The 20082-nt window shown below is 76.0% G+C and carries 15 protein-coding genes; 14 read left to right on the forward strand and 1 reads right to left on the reverse strand.

The window, feature by feature from the left end; translation table 11 throughout:
• Positions 1-58 precede the first annotated feature (58 nt).
• Positions 59-844 (reverse strand): SDR family NAD(P)-dependent oxidoreductase, encoded by a 786-nt coding sequence (locus tag ACA514_RS36495; RefSeq protein ID WP_375045846.1) that lies wholly within the window; start codon positions 842-844, stop codon positions 59-61.
• Between the two features lie 237 nt (positions 845-1081).
• Between ACA514_RS36495 and ACA514_RS36500 the strand changes: the two genes are divergently transcribed.
• From ACA514_RS36500 to ACA514_RS36565, 14 genes are all read left to right on the forward strand, one after another.
• A complete protein-coding gene (locus ACA514_RS36500; protein ID WP_375045847.1) occupies positions 1082-1249 on the forward strand; it encodes a hypothetical protein in 168 nt (55 codons plus the stop codon).
• Complete coding sequence (locus tag ACA514_RS36505) at positions 1246-2151, forward strand: ATP-binding cassette domain-containing protein (protein ID WP_375045848.1); 906 nt, start codon at positions 1246-1248, stop codon at positions 2149-2151. The genes ACA514_RS36500 and ACA514_RS36505 overlap by 4 nt, the downstream gene beginning before the upstream one ends.
• A complete protein-coding gene (locus tag ACA514_RS36510; RefSeq protein ID WP_375045849.1) occupies positions 2148-2948 on the forward strand; it encodes an ABC transporter permease in 801 nt (266 codons plus the stop codon). Before ACA514_RS36505 ends, ACA514_RS36510 begins: the two co-directional genes overlap by 4 nt.
• A gap of 22 nt (positions 2949-2970) precedes the next feature.
• Positions 2971-4428, forward strand: coding sequence for a cytochrome P450 (locus tag ACA514_RS36515; RefSeq protein WP_375045850.1), 1458 nt, complete (start codon positions 2971-2973; stop codon positions 4426-4428).
• A 384-nt stretch (positions 4429-4812) separates the two neighbouring features.
• On the forward strand, positions 4813-7011 hold the full coding sequence (locus ACA514_RS36520; RefSeq protein WP_375045851.1) for a DUF4407 domain-containing protein: 2199 nt from the start codon (positions 4813-4815) through the stop codon (positions 7009-7011).
• A complete protein-coding gene (locus ACA514_RS36525; RefSeq protein ID WP_375045852.1) occupies positions 7008-7601 on the forward strand; it encodes a 4Fe-4S single cluster domain-containing protein in 594 nt (197 codons plus the stop codon). The genes ACA514_RS36520 and ACA514_RS36525 overlap by 4 nt, the downstream gene beginning before the upstream one ends.
• On the forward strand, positions 7598-8992 hold the full coding sequence (locus tag ACA514_RS36530; protein ID WP_375045853.1) for a hypothetical protein: 1395 nt from the start codon (positions 7598-7600) through the stop codon (positions 8990-8992). The genes ACA514_RS36525 and ACA514_RS36530 overlap by 4 nt, the downstream gene beginning before the upstream one ends.
• Positions 8982-11492 (forward strand): AAA family ATPase, encoded by a 2511-nt coding sequence (locus ACA514_RS36535; protein ID WP_375045854.1) that lies wholly within the window; start codon positions 8982-8984, stop codon positions 11490-11492. The genes ACA514_RS36530 and ACA514_RS36535 overlap by 11 nt, the downstream gene beginning before the upstream one ends.
• Positions 11479-13323 carry a hypothetical protein gene (locus ACA514_RS36540; RefSeq protein WP_375045855.1) on the forward strand — a complete coding sequence of 615 codons (1845 nt, stop codon included), beginning with the start codon at positions 11479-11481 and terminating at the stop codon, positions 13321-13323. The genes ACA514_RS36535 and ACA514_RS36540 overlap by 14 nt, the downstream gene beginning before the upstream one ends.
• A gap of 74 nt (positions 13324-13397) precedes the next feature.
• Positions 13398-14558 carry a hypothetical protein gene (locus ACA514_RS36545; protein ID WP_375045856.1) on the forward strand — a complete coding sequence of 387 codons (1161 nt, stop codon included), beginning with the start codon at positions 13398-13400 and terminating at the stop codon, positions 14556-14558.
• A gap of 8 nt (positions 14559-14566) precedes the next feature.
• Positions 14567-17131 carry a hypothetical protein gene (locus ACA514_RS36550; protein WP_375045857.1) on the forward strand — a complete coding sequence of 855 codons (2565 nt, stop codon included), beginning with the start codon at positions 14567-14569 and terminating at the stop codon, positions 17129-17131.
• Positions 17128-18252, forward strand: a complete 1125-nt coding sequence (locus ACA514_RS36555) for a hypothetical protein (RefSeq protein ID WP_375045858.1) — start codon at positions 17128-17130, stop codon at positions 18250-18252. The genes ACA514_RS36550 and ACA514_RS36555 overlap by 4 nt, the downstream gene beginning before the upstream one ends.
• The gene (locus ACA514_RS36560) at positions 18249-19145 is read left to right on the forward strand and encodes a hypothetical protein (protein WP_375045859.1); all 897 of its coding nucleotides are present in this window, start codon (positions 18249-18251) and stop codon (positions 19143-19145) included. The genes ACA514_RS36555 and ACA514_RS36560 overlap by 4 nt, the downstream gene beginning before the upstream one ends.
• Positions 19146-19186: 41 nt before the next feature.
• Positions 19187-20071: an aminoglycoside phosphotransferase family protein gene (locus tag ACA514_RS36565; protein ID WP_375045860.1), complete on the forward strand. Its 885-nt coding sequence runs from the start codon at positions 19187-19189 to the stop codon at positions 20069-20071.
• The last annotated feature ends 11 nt before the right edge of the window (positions 20072-20082 follow it).

Here is a 20082-nt window from a genome sequence, read left to right on the forward strand (position 1 = left end):
GCGGGGGGGGGGGCCCCGGGCGCCGCGTCCCGCACGGCGCCCTCGCCCGGCGCGCGTTTCACAGCATGACCTTGCCGCCGGCGATGTCGACCGTCAGGCCGGTGAGCCAGGACGACTGCCCGGACGCGAGGAACAGCGCGGCGCCCGCGACGTCGCGCGTCTCGCCGATGCGGCCGAGCGGGTGGGCGGCGGCGACGCGGTCCTGCACGTCCTGCGGCATGTACCGGCCGGTCCGCTCGGTGCGGATCGTGGCGGGCGCGACGCAGTTCACCCGCACCCCGTGCTCGCCGACCTCGGCGGCGACGTGCCTGGTCAACGCCTGGATCCCCGCCTTCGCCGCCGCGTAGGCGACCGGCGCGCCCCACGGATTGCCCATGTCCCGCCCGCCGCCGCCCGGCAGGTTGGACGGCAGCCGCCCGGCCGAGGACGACATCGTGACGATCGAGCCGGCCCCCCGCTCCTGCATCCCCGGCAGGAAGCTCTTCAGCGTCAGGAACGTCGCGGTCAGGTTCCCGTCCACGACCGAGTGCCACTCCTCCTCCGTCATCGCGGCCGTCGGCCCGGGGCGGGCGATGCCGCCGCCGGCGAAGGCGCAGAGCACGGCCGCGGGCCCGAGTTCGGCCTCGACGCGGCGGCGCGCCTCCTCGATCGCGGCGAAGTCCGTCACGTCGGCGACCACGCCGATGCCGCCGGTCTCCTTGGCGACCCGGTCGAGGGCGTCCCGGTCGCGTCCGAGCACCGCGACCCTGGCGCCCTCGGCGGCGAACGCGCGGGCGGTGTCCGCGCCGATGCCGCGCGATCCGCCGGTGATGACGACGACCTTGCCGTTGAGCTCGGGATACATCGGTGCCTCCATGACTGAGTGAGTGCTCAGTCCCAGCTTGAGTGAGCGCTCACTCATTGTCAAGCCGGTGCGTGCGCCGATGGCGTCGTCCTCGATCCGCAGAAACCTGGTCACCCCTTCATTGGACGCCCGGACCTCCCGCGCCGCAACCGGATGCGTACGCGCTGGTCGCCATGTGGACACTATGTCGCTCTAATGACAGTATGTCTCGCAAAACTGCTTCGAAGGAGACGCGCCATGCCCGATCTGCCCTCGCATCCCGACACCGAGCACGGCGGCGGCCCCGCGATCGCCGGCCGGCCCCGCCGCCGCAGGCTGCTCGCCATCGCCGCCGCCGCGGCCGTGGTAACCCTGGTCGTCGTGCTGCACCTGACCGGCGTCATCGAGATGGGCGGGCACGGATGATCGAGGCCGACGGGCTCGTCAAGCGCTACGGGGCCGTCACGGCGGTGGACGGCCTGTCGTTCACCGCCCCGCCCGGCTCCGTCACCGGCTTCCTCGGCCCGAACGGCGCCGGCAAGTCCACGACCATGCGGATGATCCTCGGGCTGGACGCGCCCACCGCGGGCACCGTCACCGTCAACGGCCGCCCGTACGCCGGCCACCGCCGTCCGCTGCTGGAGGTCGGGGCGCTGCTGGACGCCAGAGCCGTCGCGGGCGGACGGTCCGCGCGCGACCACCTGCGGTGGCTCGCGCTGAGCAACGGCATCCCGCGCTCCCGGGTGGACGAGGTGCTCCGGCGGGTCGGCCTCGCCTCGGCGGCCCGGCAGCACGTCGGCGGGTTTTCGCTCGGCATGGCGCAGCGGCTCGGCATCGCCGCCGCGCTGCTGGGCGACCCGCCGGTGCTCATGTTCGACGAGCCCGTCAACGGCCTCGACCCCGACGGCGTCGCCTGGATCCGGACGCTGCTGCGGTCGCTGGCCGGGCAGGGCCGCACCGTGTTCCTGTCCAGCCACCTGATGAGCGAGATGGCGCTGACCGCCGACCGGCTCGTCATCATCGGCCGCGGCCGGCTGATCGCCGAGACCGGCATCGGCGACCTGCTCGCCGAGGACCACGTCCGGGTCCGCTGCGCCGAGCCCGACGAGCTGTCCGGGCTGCTCGCCGCGCGCGGCGCGGCCGTGGCCCGCGGCACCGACGGCGCGCTCCGCGTCACCGGCGCCACCGCCGGCGAGATCGGCGACCTCGCCCGCAGCCGCGGCCTCGGCCTACTGGAACTGTCGCCGCAGCGGACGTCGCTGGAGGAGCGCTATATGGAACTGACCCGCGACGCCGCCGAGTACCGGTCGGAGGCGGCCGCGTCATGACCGCCCTCTCGGGTTCCACCGGCAGCGCGGGCTTCTCGAACGCCGTGCGCGCCGAGTGGTGCAAGCTGCGCACCGTCCGCTCCACCCTCTGGGTGCTGCTGGCCGCGTTCGCCTCCAACATCGGCTTCGCCGTCCTGACCGCGACCGTGCTGGCGCCCCGGCTGGGCTCCGGCGAGCGGGCGCGCGTCGACACCGTCCAGGTCGCGCTGGCGGGGCTGCACCTGTCGCAGATCGCGTTCGGCGTGCTCGGCGCCCTCGTGATCACCGGCGAGTACGGCAGCGGCATGATCCGCACGACGCTCGCCGCCGTCCCGCGCCGCCGCGCCGTCCTCGCCGCGAAGGCGCTGGTGCTCGCCGGGTTCACGCTGGTCACCTCCACCGCGTCGACGTTCGCCGCCTACCTGGCCTTCCAGGCGGCGCTGCCCGCGCACACACTGGCCGGGACGTCGCTGGCGGACCCGGGCGTCGCGCGCGCCGTGGCGGGCGGCGGCCTCTACCTGACGGCGCTCGGCCTGCTCGGCTTCGGCCTCGGCGCCGTCCTGCGCACCTCGGCGGGCGCGATCGCCGCGCTGTTCGGCCTGCTGTTCGTCCCTCCCCTGCTCCTGGACCTGCTGCCGCGGACCTGGAAGGACACCGCCGGCCCCTACATCCCGATGCAGTCGGGCGACCAGATCTACATCGCCGCGCACCGCGACGCCGTCGCCCTCGGCCCCTGGACGGGATTCGGCGTGTTCTGCCTCTACGCCGCCGCCGCGATCGCCGCAGGATTCGTCCTCACCGCCCGCCGGGACGCCTGACCACGAACACCGGAGAGGTCTCATGCCGACATCACGAGCCAGCGTCCGCACCGCCCGCGCCACCCGCTACCTCACCCAGTTGCGCAAGCACACCGACCGCATCCGGCACCACAACGGCGCTCTCACCGAATGGTCGGACACGGAAGGCACCATCGAATTGCCCTGGGGGCGCTGCACCCTGCGCACGAGCCGCGACGAACTGACGCTGCACGCCGAAGCCGACGACGAAGACCGCCTCCGGCGAGTCCAGGGCGCCATCACCACCCGCCTGCAGACGATCGGCCGCCGCGACGCACTCACCATCACCTGGACGAGAAGCGCCGTGTCCCTCGTCGAGGCCCTCACCTCCCCCGCCGGACGCGCCGACCCGTTCCCCCTCTACGCCGAAGCCCACGAACTCGGACCGGTCTCCGCCATGGACGACGGCTGGTTCCTCGTTCCCGGCTACACCGCCGTCGACCAGGTGCTCCGCCATCCCGGTTTCGGCCCGGCAGCCCGCTCACCGGAACCCCGGAACCCGGACCTCCCCTCAATGAGCAGGTCGATCCTCTGGGCCAATCCACCGGACCACGGACGCATGCGCTCGCTGATGTCCCAGGTCTTCACGCCCCGCCGCGTCGCCGCCCTCAGGCCCGCGATCGAGACCGCGGTGGAATCGCTGCTCGACGGTCTCGAAGGCGATCCGGTCGACTTCATGGACCGGTTCGCCTTCCCGCTCCCCATCACCGTCATCGGCGAAATGCTCGGCGTCCCCCCGTCCGACCGCCACCGTTTCCGCCCGCTCGCCACCGACCTCACCGAAGCGCTGGAACTGCCCGCCCTCACGTCCCGTTCCGCCGCCGCCGAATCGGCCGCCCGCGAACTCGGCGCGTACTTCACCGCGCTCATCCGCGACCGCCGCGCGCACCCTCGCGACGACCTCGTCAGCGCCCTGGTCACCACCGGCGGCCGGCTCACCGACGACGAACTGCTCGCCAACCTCGTCCTGCTGCTCGTCGCCGGCTTCGAGACCACCACGAACCTCCTCGGCAACGGCCTCGCCGTCCTCTTCGACCACCCCGAGGTCGCGTCCGCCCTGCGCTCCGGCGAACTCCCGGCCGAGCAATTCGTCGAAGAGGTGCTCCGCTACGACTCCCCCGTCCAAATGACCACCCGGACGGCCCGCACCGGAGACCTCACCATCGCCGGGACCCCGATTCCGGAAGGCGGCCAGGTCGTCCTCCTCATAGGCGCCGCCAACCGCGACCCGTCCCGCTATCCCGACCCGGACCGCTTCGACCCGTCCCGCCGCGACATCAAGCCGCTGAGCTTCGGCGCCGGCCCGCACATCTGCCTCGGCAACGCCCTGGCCCGCCTGGAGGCCGCCATCGCCGTCCCCCGCCTCCTGACCCGCTACCCCGCCCTTTCCCCGGCGGCCCCGCCGACCCGCCGCGATCGCCTGACCCTGAGAGGACACACCACCCTCCCCGTCCACCTGTGAGCGATCGTGGGCGGATCACGATGCCCGGGGCAGCGCAACCCCTGGCGGGTTCCGGAAGCGGTCAGGCGCGGCCGAATTCGGCCACTTCCGCCGTGTGTGTCGGGAGACTCACAAGGTTCGTGAGTTAACTGCCAGTATTTAACGAACCCTCTCGGTAAGGGATGCGTCACAACTGAAAGCCGGTGGCAGCGCGGGCCCGCGCTGCCGTCCGGTCGATGTCCGGCGGACCGGTGGCCGAACGCCACGGCGGAGGTGCTAATGGCGTTGGAGGACGAGCCGGGCGGGCACCCGCGCCCCCCGTCCTGGGGCATGCGCGATCCCGGCGCACCGGACGGAGGCGGCCCGCCGGGAGGGGTCCCGCTGCCGGGGGTGCCCAATGGAGGCGTGCCGATACCGGAACAAGCGGGCGCGAGGGTGCTGCCACCGCGCGTCCGCGCGGACGCGCGGGCGCCGGACGGTCCCGTAGAGAACGCCGACGAGCGCGCCGAGCCGTTGCGCGCGGGCGTCCTGCGCCGCCGCGCGCCCGGACGGCTGCGCGCCGCGCTCCGGCGCCCCTCCCCTCCCACCGCCGACCGGCTCCCCCCTGTCCCCCCGACCGAGCGTCCAGTGAGGGCCGAGCACATGACCGAAGCGAGCGCACCGACCCCCGAGCCCGGCCGGCGGCGCGGCGGGGAACGGTTCTCCCCGCTGCTGTGGGCGTCCGGCGCCAACCGGGACATCCTGCGGCAGACCCCGACCGACAAGGCGCGCTTCCAGGGGCTCGGCAGCGTGGTGATCTTCACCGCGGCGCTGGCCGGCGTGTCGATGGCGGCGGCGCTGCACATCGCGCTGAAGGCGCCGTGGCCGGTGATCGTGCTGCTGACGGCGGGCTGGTTCCTCGGCATCCTGTCGCTGGACCGCTGGCTGGTCGCCTCGATGACGCGGACGGCCAGCAAGATGGGCGTGATCTTCCTGGCGCTGCCCCGGCTGCTGCTCGCGCTGCTGTTCGGGTTCGTGCTGTCGATGCCGATCGTGCTGCAGATCTTCGCGCCGGAGATCTCGCAGGAGGTCAACGTCCTGCACGCCGAGGCCGAGTCGAGGTACCAGGCGCAGACCGCGGGCGACCAGGTCGGCAAGCGCATCGACTGGCTGGAGAAGCGCAAGCGGCAGCTGGAGGCGCAGGTCACCGCGGGCGGCCTGCCCGCGACGCCGGACGCCGACCCCACCCTCAAGCAGCTCCAGGACAAGCGCGACGAGCTGCAGAAGCAGCTGGAGCAGCGGCGCGAGAAGCTGACCTGCGAGCAGCTCGGCCAGTGCGGGACGGGCCGCGCCGGCCTCGGCCCGGAGGCCCGCAAGCGCATCCAGGACTACAACGACACCAAGCGCGACTTCGACACCGCCGACACCCAGCTGAAGAACTACATGACGCAGCTGAAGACCAAGGGCGTCCAGGACGCGCGGAACGAGCTGAACGGGCAGGGCGGCGCCGAGGGCGTGACCGCGGAGCTGAGCCGGCTGAAGAAGCAGCAGTCCGCGCTCCAGGCGCAGCACGCGGCCGACACCCGCGCCTCCGACGGGATGGCGCTGCGGCTGGAGGCCCTCAACCGGCTCTCGCAGAAGAACGGGACGATCGGCTCCGCGCACCTGTTCGTCACGCTGATGTTCATCGCGATCGAGCTGCTTCCGGTGCTGGTGAAGACGATGCAGATCCTCGGCCCGCCGACCGTGTACGACGATCTCGTCGCGGCGCACGAGCGGGAGAACCGGGAGACCGGCGCGCATCTCGCCCGGCGCGACGCGGACGTGGCGCGGGTCCGCGCGGCCGACGACGTCAAATACGCCGGCCTGGTCTACGACGCGCGCCGCGCGGTGCTGGAGAGCCTCGCGCAACGGACGGCGATGGCCGAAGGCGAGGTCGGCGAGGCGGCGCTGGAGGAGTGGAAGCGGCGGGAGATGGCGCGGATCCCCGCGGACCTCGACCGGTACGTCCGGACGGAGCCGGGCTACGACCGCCGCATGCCGTCCGCGAACCCCGGCGGCCTCGCGTTCGATCCGCCGGTGCCGTCCGGCGGAAACGGCGGCTTCCCGGGCAGCGGCTCGAACCCTGCCGGCTCGTATCCTGCTGGCTCGTATCCTGCTGGCTCAAACCCTGCGGGCTCGAACGTGCGCGTGGTGAACGGCATGCCGGGCCGCACCCCCGGCACCCAGTACGGCGGCGACCCGGCGCCGTTCAACGCCGCCCCGAACGCCGGTTCGTACGGCTCCGGCGCAAGCGGCGGCGCGGCGCCCTTCGGCAGCGCGGCAACGTTCGGCAGCGGCGGGTCGTACGGTTCCGGGGCAGGCGGCGCGGCGCCGTACGGCGGCAATGTGGACGGTGGCGCGGCACCGTACGGCGGCACCCCCAACGGAGGCGGTGCTTTCGGTGGCGCCGCTCCCTACGGTGCCGGGCCGAATGCGGGCGGACGGCCGGGGAACACGCCGCCGGAGGCGCCGCGGTTCGAGCCGTCCGGCTACGAGGGGCATCTGCGCGGCACCACGCGCCGGTCGCGGCGCGACCAGCTCTTCGGGCCGCTGACCAACTGGTGGCAGGACCGGCGCCGGTGATCAACGTCGCGGAGACGTGCGTGGGCACGCGGGCGCTCGGGCCGGGGCTGCGTTCGGTGGTGTGGGTGCAGGGCTGCCCGTTCCGCTGCCGGGGCTGCATCGCGCCGGACTGGATCCCGTTCCGGCAGGCCCGCGCGGTGGCGCCGGACGAGCTGGCCGGCGAGCTGCTCGCCGATCCGGACGTCACCGGCCTCACGCTGTCCGGCGGGGAGCCGATGACGCAGGCGGACGGGCTCGCGGCGATGGTGCGGGCGGCGCGGGCCGCGCGCGAGCTGTCGGTCATCTGCTTCACCGGGTTCCGCCGCGAGGAGCTGGCGGGACGGCCGGACGCGGCGGCGCTGCTCGCCGAGCTGGACGTGCTGATCGACGGCCGGTACGTGCGGTCCCGCAACGACGGCCGGGGGCTGCGCGGCAGCGCCAACCAGCGCGTGCACCACCTGACCGGCCGGCTGGCGGGGGCGGCCGGCGAGCTGGCGGACGGCCCGCGCCGCGCGGAGGTGCGGGTCCGCGGCGGGGAGGCGCTGCTGGTCGGCGTGCCGCCCCGTGCCCTGGCCGACGCCTTCACCACGAGCGAGGAGGAGCCCCGATGAGCGGCGCGAAGGTGATCTCCGTGGACGCGGCGGCGTGGCGGGACGCGCAGGCGTCCGCCCGCGACCTGGCGAAGGTGCGGCGGGACATGCCGCGCCTGCTGCGGCAGGTGGAGCGGGCCGCGCGCGAGGACGTGGAGCGGGTGCGGCGCGAGACGGCGGCCCGGCAGGACGGCACGGACCGCGCGCTCGCCGGGCTGAGCGAGCAGGCCAGGAAGCTGGAGGACGAGACCGGCCGGCGGCTGCGCGAGCACGGCAGGCAGCTGGCCGAAGGCCGCGAGCGGCTGGCGGAGCAGGGCGAGCGGTTCGCCGCGGAGATCGCCCGGGAGCGGGCGGAGCGGCGCGCCGGGCTGGCGGCGGTGGACGCGCGGGTCGGCGAGCTGCGCGGGGAGAGCGACGCGGCGGCGGCCACGGCGCGGCGGCTGTTCGAGGACGCGCGGACGATGCACGACGCGATCCGCGACACGCTGCCGCACGACCGGTTCGCCCCCGGCCGGCTCGACCGGCTGGCGTCCCGGCTGACCGTCGCGCGGGGCAACCTGGAGGCGCACGCGGCCGGGTACTCGCTGAGCCAGGTCCAGGACCTCTACCTCGATCTGAGTGAGCTGCGCGCGGACGTGGAGCGGCTCGCGCTGGAGTGGGAGGCGGTCCGGGCGGAGGCGCTCGCGGCGCTGCGGACGGTCGCGGCGACCATCGAGGACAACGCCGAGCGTCCCGTCGCGGAGGCGGACCCGGGCACCGTCCTGGACGTCGACCACTGGACGGACGGCGGGCTGGCCGCGCTGCGCCGCGAGGTGGCGCGGCGGGTCGAGCTGGTCGCCGATCCCGGCTGCCCGCTGGACGCCGCCGAGCTGCGCGCGCTGATCACCGAGTCGGCGCCGGAGTACGAGGGACGGCTGGACGCGCTGGTCGAGCGGGCCGCGGAGCGGATCGTCGCGTCGCAGCTGCGGGTGAACGTCGCCGAGCAGGTGGTGGCGGTGCTGGAGGGGCAGGGGTTCGCCTGGTCGGACAACACCTACGCGGCCGGGGACGAGCGGCGCGCGTTCTTCAGCCGGCTGCGGCACCGCGCGGACGGCGGCGAGGTCGTGGTGGAGGTGGCGCCCGACGGCGACACGTCCGGCTTCACCCTGCGGATCCTGTCGTACGAGGACGACCCGGACGATGCGGCGCGGCGGGAGCGGTCGATGGCGGTGAGCCGGGCGCTGCGCGCGGAGGGCCTGCACGCGGGCGACCCGGCGGAGGACACCGCCGAGCCCGATCCGGCGCTGCGCGACTTCGCCGCGCTGTCGCGCCCGCATCCCGGGCACGAGCGTCCAGCCGCCGAACGCGCGGCATCCGAGCGTCCGGTGGTGAAGCAGGCCGAGGTGCGCGCCCGAGGGGCCGATGAGCGCTGACCCCTTCGACGCGGTGCCCGAGCGGCTGCGGGCGCTGCGCGACGCGGCGCGCGAGGGCGAGTCGGTGCTGCCGCTGTACGGGCCGGGCGTCAAGGACGCGTTCGTGGACGGCCTCTACCGGCAGCACGATCTCGGCAGCGCGGTGTGGGAGGCGCTGCACGCCGCCGGTTACGAGCGCATCGTGTTCTTCTCACTGGACGCGACGCTGACCGTCCGGGACGCGGCGTCGCGGCGCCTGCCCGCCGACCCGGGTGCGGAGGACGGGCCGGAGGGCCGGCCCGGAGGAACCGCGCCGGTGATGCGCCCCGGGTTCAGCGGCCCGCTCGGCCGCCGCCGCCTGCGCCGCCCGCCCGCCGCGCCGGCGAGGGCGGAGAGCCGGGCGATGTCCGGGGCGTTCGCGGTGCGGATGCTGCGGAGCCTGATGCTGGACGAGTCGACGCCGACGGCCGTCGTGGTCGAGCAGCTGGAGGTGCTGGAGCGCTGGCAGGAGGCGCGGGCGCCGTTCGCCGCGGCGCTGGAGCGGTGGCTGGAGTTCCGCCCGGGGAGCCGCAACATCTGCGTGCTGGTGTTCGGCGGGGCGTCGCTGGCGGAGGTCCGCGCGTTCGCCGAGGGCAGCCGCGACCTGCCGGGGCTGGTGCAGGTGGTGCAGGCCGAGGAGCGGCGCCCGGCGCGTCCCGGCCTGCTGCGCCCGCCCGGCGAGGCGGAGCTGGCCCGCCTCGTCCACCGGCTGCGGATCCAGCGGGACCTCCAGGTGGCGGACTGGACGAGGCTCGAGGGAACGGTCCGGGCGATGGCGGCGCAGGACGTCCCGCTGGAGACCTGGGAGCGGCGGCTCGGCCGGCGGATGGCGGCGGAGGGGACGCCGCTCGGGCAGGAGGAGCTGCACCGGTACGGGTGGATCGCCGGGACGGTCGCGGACGGCGACGTGATGCGCCGGCTGGACGAGCTGGTCGGGCTGGAGCCGGTGAAGCGGCACCTGGAGGGCCTGCGGTACCGGCCGCCGGCGGGCGCGGAGCCGGTGTCGCACCACCTCGTCTTCACCGGCAACCCGGGGACGGGCAAGACGACGGTCGCACGGATCGTCGGCGACCTGTACCGGGAGCTCGGCATCCTGCGGCACGGCCGGGTCCGGTCGGTGCGGGCGAGCGACCTGGTGGCGGGGTTCGTCGGGCAGACGGCGATCAGGACCCGCGAGGTGATCGACGGGGCGCTCGGCGGGGTGCTGTTCATCGACGAGGCGTACGAGCTGAGCGACCAGGCGGACGGGTTCGGCAGGCAGGCGATCACCGAGCTGCTCGCCCGGATGGAGGACGACCGCGCCGAGCTGGTGGTGATCGTCGCGGGCTACCCCGACGAGATGCGGGAGTTCCTGGACAGCAACCCGGGGCTGCGCAGCCGGTTCCCGCACGAGAACGTCATCGAGTTCCCCGACTACGGGCCCGCGGAGCTGGTGGAGATCGCGGCGCGGCGGCTGCGGCCGATGGGGATGGCGTGGGGCGAGGGGTTCGAGGCGGCGCTCGGCGAGGCGATCGCGGAGCTGCACCGCACGCGGGACCGGGGGTTCGGCAACGCGCGCGCCGTCCGGGACGTGACGCAGGAGACGGCCGCCCGCTGGGCGCGGCGCGTGAAGGACGACCGCGACCGGCCGTTGGAGCCGCGCGACCTGCCCGAACGGCTGCGCCGCGACGCGCGTCCCGCGCCGCGGGACACCGCGGAGCTGCTCGGCGAGCTGGACGCGATGATCGGGCTGGCGCAGGTGAAGCGGAGCGCGGACGTGCTGGTGAAGCGGCTGCGGCTGCGCCGGCTGCGCGGCCGCGGCGAGGTCGTCGCGCCGAACCTGCTGTTCACGGGCCCGCCCGGCACCGGGAAGACGACGGTGGCGCGGCACTTCGGCCGGATCTTCAAGGACATGGGGCTGCTGGAGCGCGGGCACGTCGTGGAGACGGGCCGGTCGCGGCTGGTGGCGTCCTACGTCGGGCAGACCGCGCCGCTGACCCGCAAGGCCGTGGAGCGGGCGCTCGGCGGGGTGCTGTTCATCGACGAGGCGTACGCGCTGACCTCCGGCGGCGACAACGACTTCGGCCGGGAGGCGATCGACACGCTCGTCGAGGAGATGGAGCGGCACCGCGGCCGCCTCGCGGTGATCGCGGCGGGCTACCCGGAGCCGATGCGCCGGTTCCTGGCCGCCAACGACGGGCTCGGATCCCGGTTCACCGAGACGGTCGAGTTCCCCGCCTACGAGGTCGGCGACCTGCTGGAGATCCTGCGGTCGATGGCGGAGCGGCAGGCCTACGAGCTGGACCCGGTGACGCTCCCGGCGGCGCGGGCGTGGCTCGCGGACGCGGCGCGGCGGCCCGGGTTCGGCAACGGCCGGACCGTCCGCCGGCTGCTGGAGCGGATGGAGGAGCGGCTCGCCGAACGGGTGGTGGACCGCCCGGACGCCGACGCGCGGATGCTGAACCTGCTGCTGCCGGAGGATGTGCCCGATGAGCTCGGCTGACGCCCGCTGCCCGCTGTGCGCGGTGCCGATCGACCCGGCGGGCGGCTGGGCCGCCGTGAACGCGGCGGCGACGCGGGAGGACGTCCGGTGCGCGGCGTGCGGGTGGGTCCTCGCCGGCCCGTGGCGTCCGGGCCGCGCCGACCGGGCCGCCGCCGAGGCCGCGCTGGCGGCGGCGCGGCTGGAGTTCGACCTGCGGGCGGCGGCGCGCGCCGGGAACGACTGGCTGCCCTACGCCGCGCACCTGCGGGGCCGACCGAGCGAGGCGCAGTGGCAGGCGGCGCGGCGCGCGGTCGCGGCGGGCCGGGAGGCGGCGCGCCCGCCGCTGGCCGCGGTGCTGGACGCGCTCGGCCCGCACCGCGCGCTCGTCGTCGTCGCCGTGGAGGACGCCGGGGTCCGGCTGTTCGTGACGGGCGGCGTCCCGGCGGCGGGCCCGCTCGGCTTCCGGGAGCTGGCATCGGTGCCGTGGCCGGTGCTGCTGCCCGGCCTGGCGCAGGACGCGGCGCTGCGCCGGTTCCAGCTCGCGGGCGGCCCGTCCGGCATCGACCCGGCGTGGGCGGACGCGACGATCGGCGGCGCGGCCGGCGACCTCGTGCGGCGGTACTGCACGTCCGTCGACACCGCGGTGATGTCGGCGATGCCCGGCATGCCGTTCCCGGACGCGGTCGTCCGCGCGTTCACCTACCTGCTGCCGGACGTCCGGATCGCGGCGGGGCCGGACGCCGGGGACGCCGACGCGGCGGCCCTGCTCGGCCGGCTCGTCGCGGAACGGCCGATCGCCCGCCCGTACGGGCTGGCGGCGCTGCGGGCGCGGGCCGCCGACGGGTCCGCCGAGGTCGTCCGGCTGCCGCTGTTCCCGGCCGGGGCGCGCGCCGGCGACGAGACCGAGGTGCGGGTGCGCCGCGTGCCGGGCGCCCCCGACCAGGAGACGGCACTGGCCATCGTCACCTGGGACGACCCGCCCGAGCCGATCCGGATCGTCACGGCGCGGATGCCGAGGGGCGCGTCCGGCATGGTGCGGGTGGCGCTCGACGGCCCGGGCCGGGTGCGGTTCGTGGAGCCCGGCGACGTGAGCGACGACGCGCCGGACTGGCCCGAGCTGCTGCGCCGCGTCCCGGCGCGGCTGCCGGCCACGGCGTTCACCACCGATCTGGTCTGCGTGCTGGAGCTCGGCGGCCGCCCCGAGACCGCCCGGCGCCGCCGCGACCTGGTCACCGACCTGCTCGAACTGCTCGGCGACGAGCTCGGCGGCGCCGCCCGCGTCGCCGTCGTCGGGCATCTGGACCACCCGATCGAGCCCAAGCACAAGGACCGGGACGTGGTGTTCGGCGGCCCGCTGCAGCCGCCCGACGACGCCGCCCGCACCCTCGCGGACCTGCCGTCCGCGCCGTCCGGCCCGTTCGGGCCGCGCGCGGCGCCGCTGGAGGACTCCCTCGACCGGGCCGCCGCGCTGCTGCACGGCCCTCCGGACGGCCGCGCGCGGGTCCTGCTGACCGTCGCGGGCCGCCCGCCGCATCCGGGCAGCGGGCACGGCGACGTGATCAGGCCCGTCGAGCCGTGCCCGCGGCGGCTGAGCTGGCGGCACGCGGCGACCCGGATGGAGGCTTCCGGGGTGCGGCTCGTCGCGGTGACCGACGCGCCCGCCCCGCGCGGCGCACGCGGCGCGCTGCGGCGGGACGGCCCGCACCGGGACGCGGACGCCCCCGAGTGGGAGGTGCTCGGCGCCGCGCACCGCGCCGGCCTCGACTCCGTGGACGCCGCCGCGCTCGCCAAGATCCTCGGCGTCCTGCCCGGCGACGACGCCCCGCCGCTGCCGTTCCCCCTCGTCCCCTGACACCGCCCCGCCCCGCCCCGACACCCCACCGCACCGCATCGACACCGCACGCGCGACCCCGTGAAAGGCCCGCCATGACCGCACCCACGCCGCCCGAGGAAGCCCGGTCCGAGCAAGCACGGTCCGAGCAGGCACGGCCCGACGAAACCGGCCCCGCGGAGCCGGCCGGGCCGCCGCCGCCCGCGCCCGAGCAGCCCCGCCGCATCGGCCTGTGGGGCGCGCCGACCTGCGGGAAGACCACCTTCCTCGCGGCGCTGCGGATCGCCGCCGAGGAGGGCGGGCACGACGTCCGGCTCGTCGGCTGCAACCGCGCGTCCACCGAGTTCCTCGCCGACACCACCCGGCAGCTGAAGATCGAGCGGCGGTTCGTCCCGGCGACCCGGGAGCTGCCCCCGAATCTGGCCTGGCAGCTGCACGGCACGCACATCCGGAAGGTGCGGCAGAACGTCGGGAAGCTGCGCTTCAAGCGGCGCCGCCCCGTCCCGTACACGGTGATGCTGGACATGATGGACGCCCCCGGCGGCATGTTCAGCAGCCGCCCGGAGGACCGGGCCGCGCCCGAGCCGTCGTCCGGGCTGCGGTTCAGCAGCTCCTCCGGGACCGGCGACGGCGGGTCCGGAGGGGGCGGCGGCGACGCGGAGGAGCGGCTCGTCCGGCACCTGGCGGGCTGCGACGGGCTGCTGTTCCTGTTCGACCCGACCCGCGAGCGGGAGATGAACGACGCCTACGCGTTCTTCCAGCGCACGGTGCTGCAGATCTCCGAGCTGGCCGGGACCAGCGGCGTCGACCACAAGCTCCCGCACCACCTGGCCGTCTGCATCACCAAGTTCGACCATCCCGAGGTGTACGAGCGGGCCGTGCGGCTCGGCTACGTGACGCCGCCCGCGAGCATCTTCGGGATGCCGCGGGTGGACGAGACGCGGGCGCTGGAGTTCTTCCAGGACCTCTACCGGGGGACGCACGCGCACGACCCGGTGAACTCGCTGCTCAGAGGCATCCGGTCGCATTTCGGCGAGGCCCGCACCCGGTACTTCGTGACGTCCGCGATCGGCTTCTACCGCGACCCGCTGGAGAACCGGTTCCAGCCGGAGGACTACCTGAACATCGCCGAGCGGTCCGACGGCGGCGACGGGCTGAGCGGCGAGGACCGGTTCCGGATCCGCGGCGACGTCGCCCCGATCAACGTGCTGGAGCCGGTCATGTGGCTGGCCGGGAACGTGGGCGAACCGCGATGAGCCGGCCGGTGACCGCGCTGCGGGCGGGGTGGGCGATCCGCGGGAAGCCGCCGGGCAGCTACGACGAGTACCGCGTCACCGGCTGCGGCGGCCCCGACTTCTCCGCCGCCGACTACGCGCACATCCTGCGGCACTACGCGCTCGGCACCCCCTCGCCGGGACGGTCCGGCCCGGCCGCGCTGCCGTGGATCACCATCAGCGAGGTGCGCGGCGCCGACGACGGCACCCGCATCGGCGTCGCGCTGGAGGACTGGACGGGCGAGGCCGACGGCGCGGGCCGGCCCATCGCCGAGACCCGCTACCTGTGCGTGCCGTACGAGGCGCTGCGGCGGTCGCCGGTGTCGTTCACCGGGCTGAGCGAGGCGCTGTCCGCGCTGACGCCGCCGTTCCCGTCCGACGGCCTGGACCTGCGCGTCCCGCCGTTCGACCCGGCGCGGCCCGCCGCGGCGGTGCGGCGGTTCGGCGTCCAGCGGGTCGCGGCGGCGGCGGCGCTGCTGCTGGACGGCCCCGTCACCGTGACCGGGGCGGGCGACCTGGCCGTCCTGGACCGGCTGGAGTTCCTCGACGCCGTCGCGAGCCTGCTGCCGTACGGGTGGCGGACCCGGTTCAGCGCGGCGACCTGGGACCAGAGCGGCAACCGGAACGTGTCGCTGGCGTTCGCGCGGCAGGTCCGCGAGCGCACGGCCGAGCTGGACTGGCAGGCGCCGCGGCTGCCGGAGCAGGACACGTCCGGCCGGGCGTACGCGGACATGCTCGCCGACCTGTTCGGGGAGCGGGGCCGCTCGCACGAGGACGTCATCGCCCACCTCGCCCGCGCCACCGAGCCGCTCGCCGACGCCGACCCCGGCCTGGCGGTGCGGGTGCTCGGCTCGCTGGACTGGCCCGTCACGGTGCTGCGCGGGGTCGAACGCGGCACGCACGACCCCGCCGACCTGCGCGAACTGCTGGACGGCGGCCGCTACCGGGAACTCGGCGACGCGGGCGCCCGCAAGATCCTCAACGCGCTGGTCCAGGAACGCGCCCCCGGGGACGTCCCGCTGCTGCGAAAATGCTGGGCGGACATCGCGGGCACGACCGTGACGCCGTTCCGGGAGCTGTGCGCGGCGGTGCGCGGGCTCGTCTGGGACGGCGGGAACGTCCCGCCCGGCGAGCGCGCGAAGCGGGCCCTGCCGTACTTCGACCTCGCCGGCGACCTCGGCGGCGCCGACGCGCTCCTCGCGGCGCTGATCACCCCGCCCAAGCGCGGCGCCGACGAGGCGGGCGCGGAGGCCGCCGGGCTGCTCGTCCTGGACGTCATCGGCCCCTGGTCGGTCACCCCGGACGGCCCGCAGTGGCCCGCGACGCTCGCCGAACTGCCCCGCGCGCCCCGCGTCGTGTGCGCGCTGATGGCCGCCCTGGGGAGGGGCGCGGCGGGGCCGCTCCAGGCCTGGTACGAGCGGCTCACCCACCACCTGCCCGAGTCGCTGCTCGGACTGTTCCGCCTCCTGCTGTTCACGCCGCTGACCCCCGTCGACGCGGGCCGGTTCGCCCGGCTCGCCGGGCACGACCCCGCCTGCGTCGGCGACGTGCTCGCCCTCGCCGCCGAGGCCCGGCGCCTCGGCCTGGTGCTGCAGGGCATCACCGGCTGGCTGACCGCTCTCGACCGGATCCCGGCCGGGGACGCGCTGCGGCTGAAGGGCCGGCTGGCGAGCGCGCAGACGTCCGACCCGGCCGACCGGGGCGTCCTGGACGGCCTGCTGCTCTGGCTCGGCGAGCCGCCGCACCACGTGACCGGCGGCTCCGCCGCGGACCACCCCCGCTACCGGAAGGGATTCCATTCGGTATGGGGCCTGCCCCTGCCGGAGGGGCGCGCCGACCGGCGCCGCCAGGCCCTCGCGACCTGGCTGCGGGCGGGCGGCTGGGCCGCATCGCCCGGCGCCGCCGGGGCCGTCCTGCTGCTGGCCCGCGACCTCACCGCCGGGCCGCCCGCCGACGGCCGTCCCGTGGCGAAGGCGATGCTCGCCGCCCGCGCGCGCGTGCCCGGCCTCGACGCCGTCGCGGAGTACCAGGTCTGGTGGCACGAGGCCGCGCAACGCTTCCCGGAACTCGCGAAGGAGTCCCTGATGACGGTGCTGACGAACCTGCCGTACAACGCGCCCGCCGACCATGTCGGCAGGCTGTGCGCCGAGGAGATGGCGCGGGGCGTGCCGAACGACCGGATCGTCGGCATGCTGCTGGACGGCCCGCTGGAGCTGACCGGCGCCGCCGTCGTCCAGATCGTCGACGAGGTGCGGCTGTCGCTGGGCGAGCTCGGCGTGCCCGACGCGATGAACCGCGCCCTGGACCTGGCCCGCACGTTCGCGCGGGTCGACGCCCTCGGCCCCGATCTGCGCACCCGGGCCGCCGCGACGGCCGTGGCCGAGATCGACTTCTGGCTGCTGCTGATCGACGTCACCGCCGGGCCCGGCGAGGACGACGACGTGCTGATCGGCGAGGACACCCGGGACCGGCTGAGGCGGATCGCCGAGTGGGCGCAGCAGCTGGTCAAGGCGTCCAAGCCCGGCGGCCGGTGGATCCGCGGCGGCAAGTCGTGACGGCGGCGGTCGACGTCGGGACCGCCACCACCCGCATCCGGACCCCCGCCGGGCTCACCGTCATCGAGACGCCGCCCCCCGACGCGGTTCCCGGGGTGCTGGCCCGGGCCGCCGGCACCGGACGGCAGGTCACCTGCGTGGTCCCCGACCACTGGCGCGACCACGGCGCCGGCCTGGCGCGGCAGGAACTGCTGCACGCGACCGTCCTGCCGGCCGGACCGGCCACGCTGATCGGCCGGTTCGCCGCGGTCGCCGCGCACGCCGCCGCGCGCACCGGCCCCGGCCGCTACCTGGTCTGCGACGCGGGCGCGTCCGGCACCGGGATCGGGCTCTGCGAGGTCTTCGGCGAGTCCGTCCGGCTGGTGGACGGCGCCTTCGACGCGGGCGCGGGCGGCGACGCGTTCGCCGAGGCCGTGGCGCCGGGGCACCGGCGGGAGTTCGCCTCGTCCGCCGCCCGGAACGCCGAACGGCTCGCCGCCGTCCTCGCCACCGCCCGCGAGAAGGCGCTGTTCCGGAACGCGCTCGCGCTGCGCGCCGGCGACCTGGAGATCACCGCCGGGGCGCTGCTGGAGGCGTTCGAGCCGGTCGGCGCGCGGCTCGCCGCCCTCGCGTCCCGCTGGCCGTCGGAGACGGCGCGTGTAGTGCTGACCGGCGGCTTCGCCGAGTTCCCGCTCGTCGCCGAGATGCTGCCGGACGCCCTCCGGCTCGGCCCGCACGCCGCCGTGGAGGGCGCCGCGCTGATCGCCGACGGCCTGTTCCGCGAGGCGCCGCTGCCCGACGTCCGGCTGCCGATCCACCGGATCCAGGACGGGCTGCCCACCGAGGCCGAGATCGGCGTGCCCGGACGGCCCGGCCGGTTCGCCGCCCTCAACGGCCGCGACCTGCTGCTGTGCCACCGCCGCGAACCCGCGCTCGGCGTCCCGTCCCTGATGCTCGACGACGCCGGGACGCTGCCGGTCGAGGTCGACGGCCGTCCCGCGCCCTGCCGCGCCGGCGCGCTGCCGCCCGGCGCGTACCGCATCGGGCTCCGCGCCGCGACCCGCGGGCCCGTCGTCGCGCTGTTCCCCCTCGCGCCGGACGCCGAACCGGTGCCCGTCCCCCTCGGAAGGCCCGCCCGATGACCGACGCGCTCGCCGCCCTGAAGGCCGCGCTGGCCGCCGCGCTGGAGGAGGCCCGCGCCGTCCCGCCGGGCGACGACCTCGCCGCGCTCCGGTTCGTGTCCGGGCTGGACGAGGCCCTCGACGACCTGCCGGAGCTGCTGGAGACGATGCCGGCCCTCGCCCGCGGCGGCGACCTCGGCCGCGACCTCGTCGCCCACTTCGAGGAGACGACCACCGAGCTCGCCCGGATGCGCGCCGACCTGGCCGCCGACCACCGCCGCCTCTCCGGGCTGCGCCCCGTCGTGGACGCGATGAAGGCCACCGCCGGCGAGCACGCCGCCGTCCGCGCCGAACTCGCCGAACTGCGCCGCCTGGACGGCCTCCGCGACGAGCTCGACGCGCTCCGCGCCCAGCGCGACGCGTTCGAGGCCCGGATGCCCGCGCTCCAGGCCGCCCGCGACGCGGAGGCGGAGCTCGGCGCGTCCGCCGCGGCCCTGCTCCGGCTCACCGGCGCGCAGCTGGAACGGCTGGACGAGCGGCTCCGGGAGACCGTCGAACAGGCCGCCGCCACCGACGCCGACCTCACCGCCGCGCGCCGCCGCCTCACCGACGAGCGCGCCGCCCTGGAATCCCGGACCGCCGAACTCGCCGCCGCCGCCGACGGCTTCACCGCCCTCAAGGCCGACACCGAACGGCTGATGCCCGCGCTCACGCTCTACCGCGACGCCGACCGCGCCCTCCTGGACGGCCTGGCCCGCGGCTCCCTCGTCACGTCGTCCGGCCTGCAACGCGCCCGCGACGCGCTGGACCTGGTCGAACGCACCCTCGACGACCTGGACGCCGCGCTCGCCGCCGCACTCGAGATCCACGACCACGCCCACGCCGAAGCCCGCCGCGTCCTGCCGCTCACCTAATCCGGTTGACCCGCCGGAACGGCGTCGGGTCTGCTGGCCCGATGGCGAAGATGCACCCCGGCGAGGTCGAGACGGACGCGGACCTCGTCCGGCGGCTGGTGCGCGGCCGGTTCCCGGAATGGGCGGAGCTGCCCGTCGAGCGGATCGCGTCCGGCGGGACCGTCAACGCCGTCTACCGGCTCGGTTCCGCGCTGTCCGTCCGGCTGCCGCTGACGGCGGACGGGGTCCGGGCGCTGGAGCGCGAGGCGCGGTGGCTGCCGCGGCTCGCGCCCGGCCTGCCCGTCGCGATCCCGGCCGTCGCCGGGACGGGCGGGCCCGCCGAGGGCTTCCCCTGGCCGTGGGCGGTGCACCGGTGGCTCGACGGCGAACCGCCGGTCGAAGGGCAGGCCACCGCGGACCTGGCCCGCGACATCGCCGGCTTCGTCCTGGCCCTGCGCAGGACCGCCGTTCCAGGCGGCCCGGCCGCCTACCGCGGCGGCCCAGCGGCCTCCGTCGACACCGAGATGCGGGCGGCGATCGACCAGCTCAGGCGCACCGACGAGCCGTTCGACGCCGACGCGATCCAGGCGTCCTGGGACGAGTCGCTCCGCGCCCCCGCCTGGACCGGGCCGCCCTGCTGGCTGCACTCCGACCTCATGCCGAGCAACCTGCTGGTGAACGCGGCCGGGCGCCTCACCGGCGTCCTCGACTTCGCCACCGCCGGCGTCGGCGACCCCGCCTGCGACCTGATCCCGGCCTGGAACCTGCTGCCGCCCGAGGCGCGCCCCGCCTTCCGGGAAGCGGTGGACGCCGACGACGCGTCCTGGCTGCGCGGCCGGGGCTGGGCGCTGTCCATGGCGGTGATCCAGCTGCCGTACTACCGCTCGACCAACCCGGTCATCTCGGCCAACGCCCGGTACGCCATCCGCTCCGTCCTGGAGTCGTGACCCCGGCGTCG

It is taken from the genome of Actinomadura sp. NTSP31 (genome assembly GCF_041951385.1).
In the GTDB taxonomy this organism is placed as follows: domain Bacteria; phylum Actinomycetota; class Actinomycetes; order Streptosporangiales; family Streptosporangiaceae; genus Spirillospora; species Spirillospora napierensis.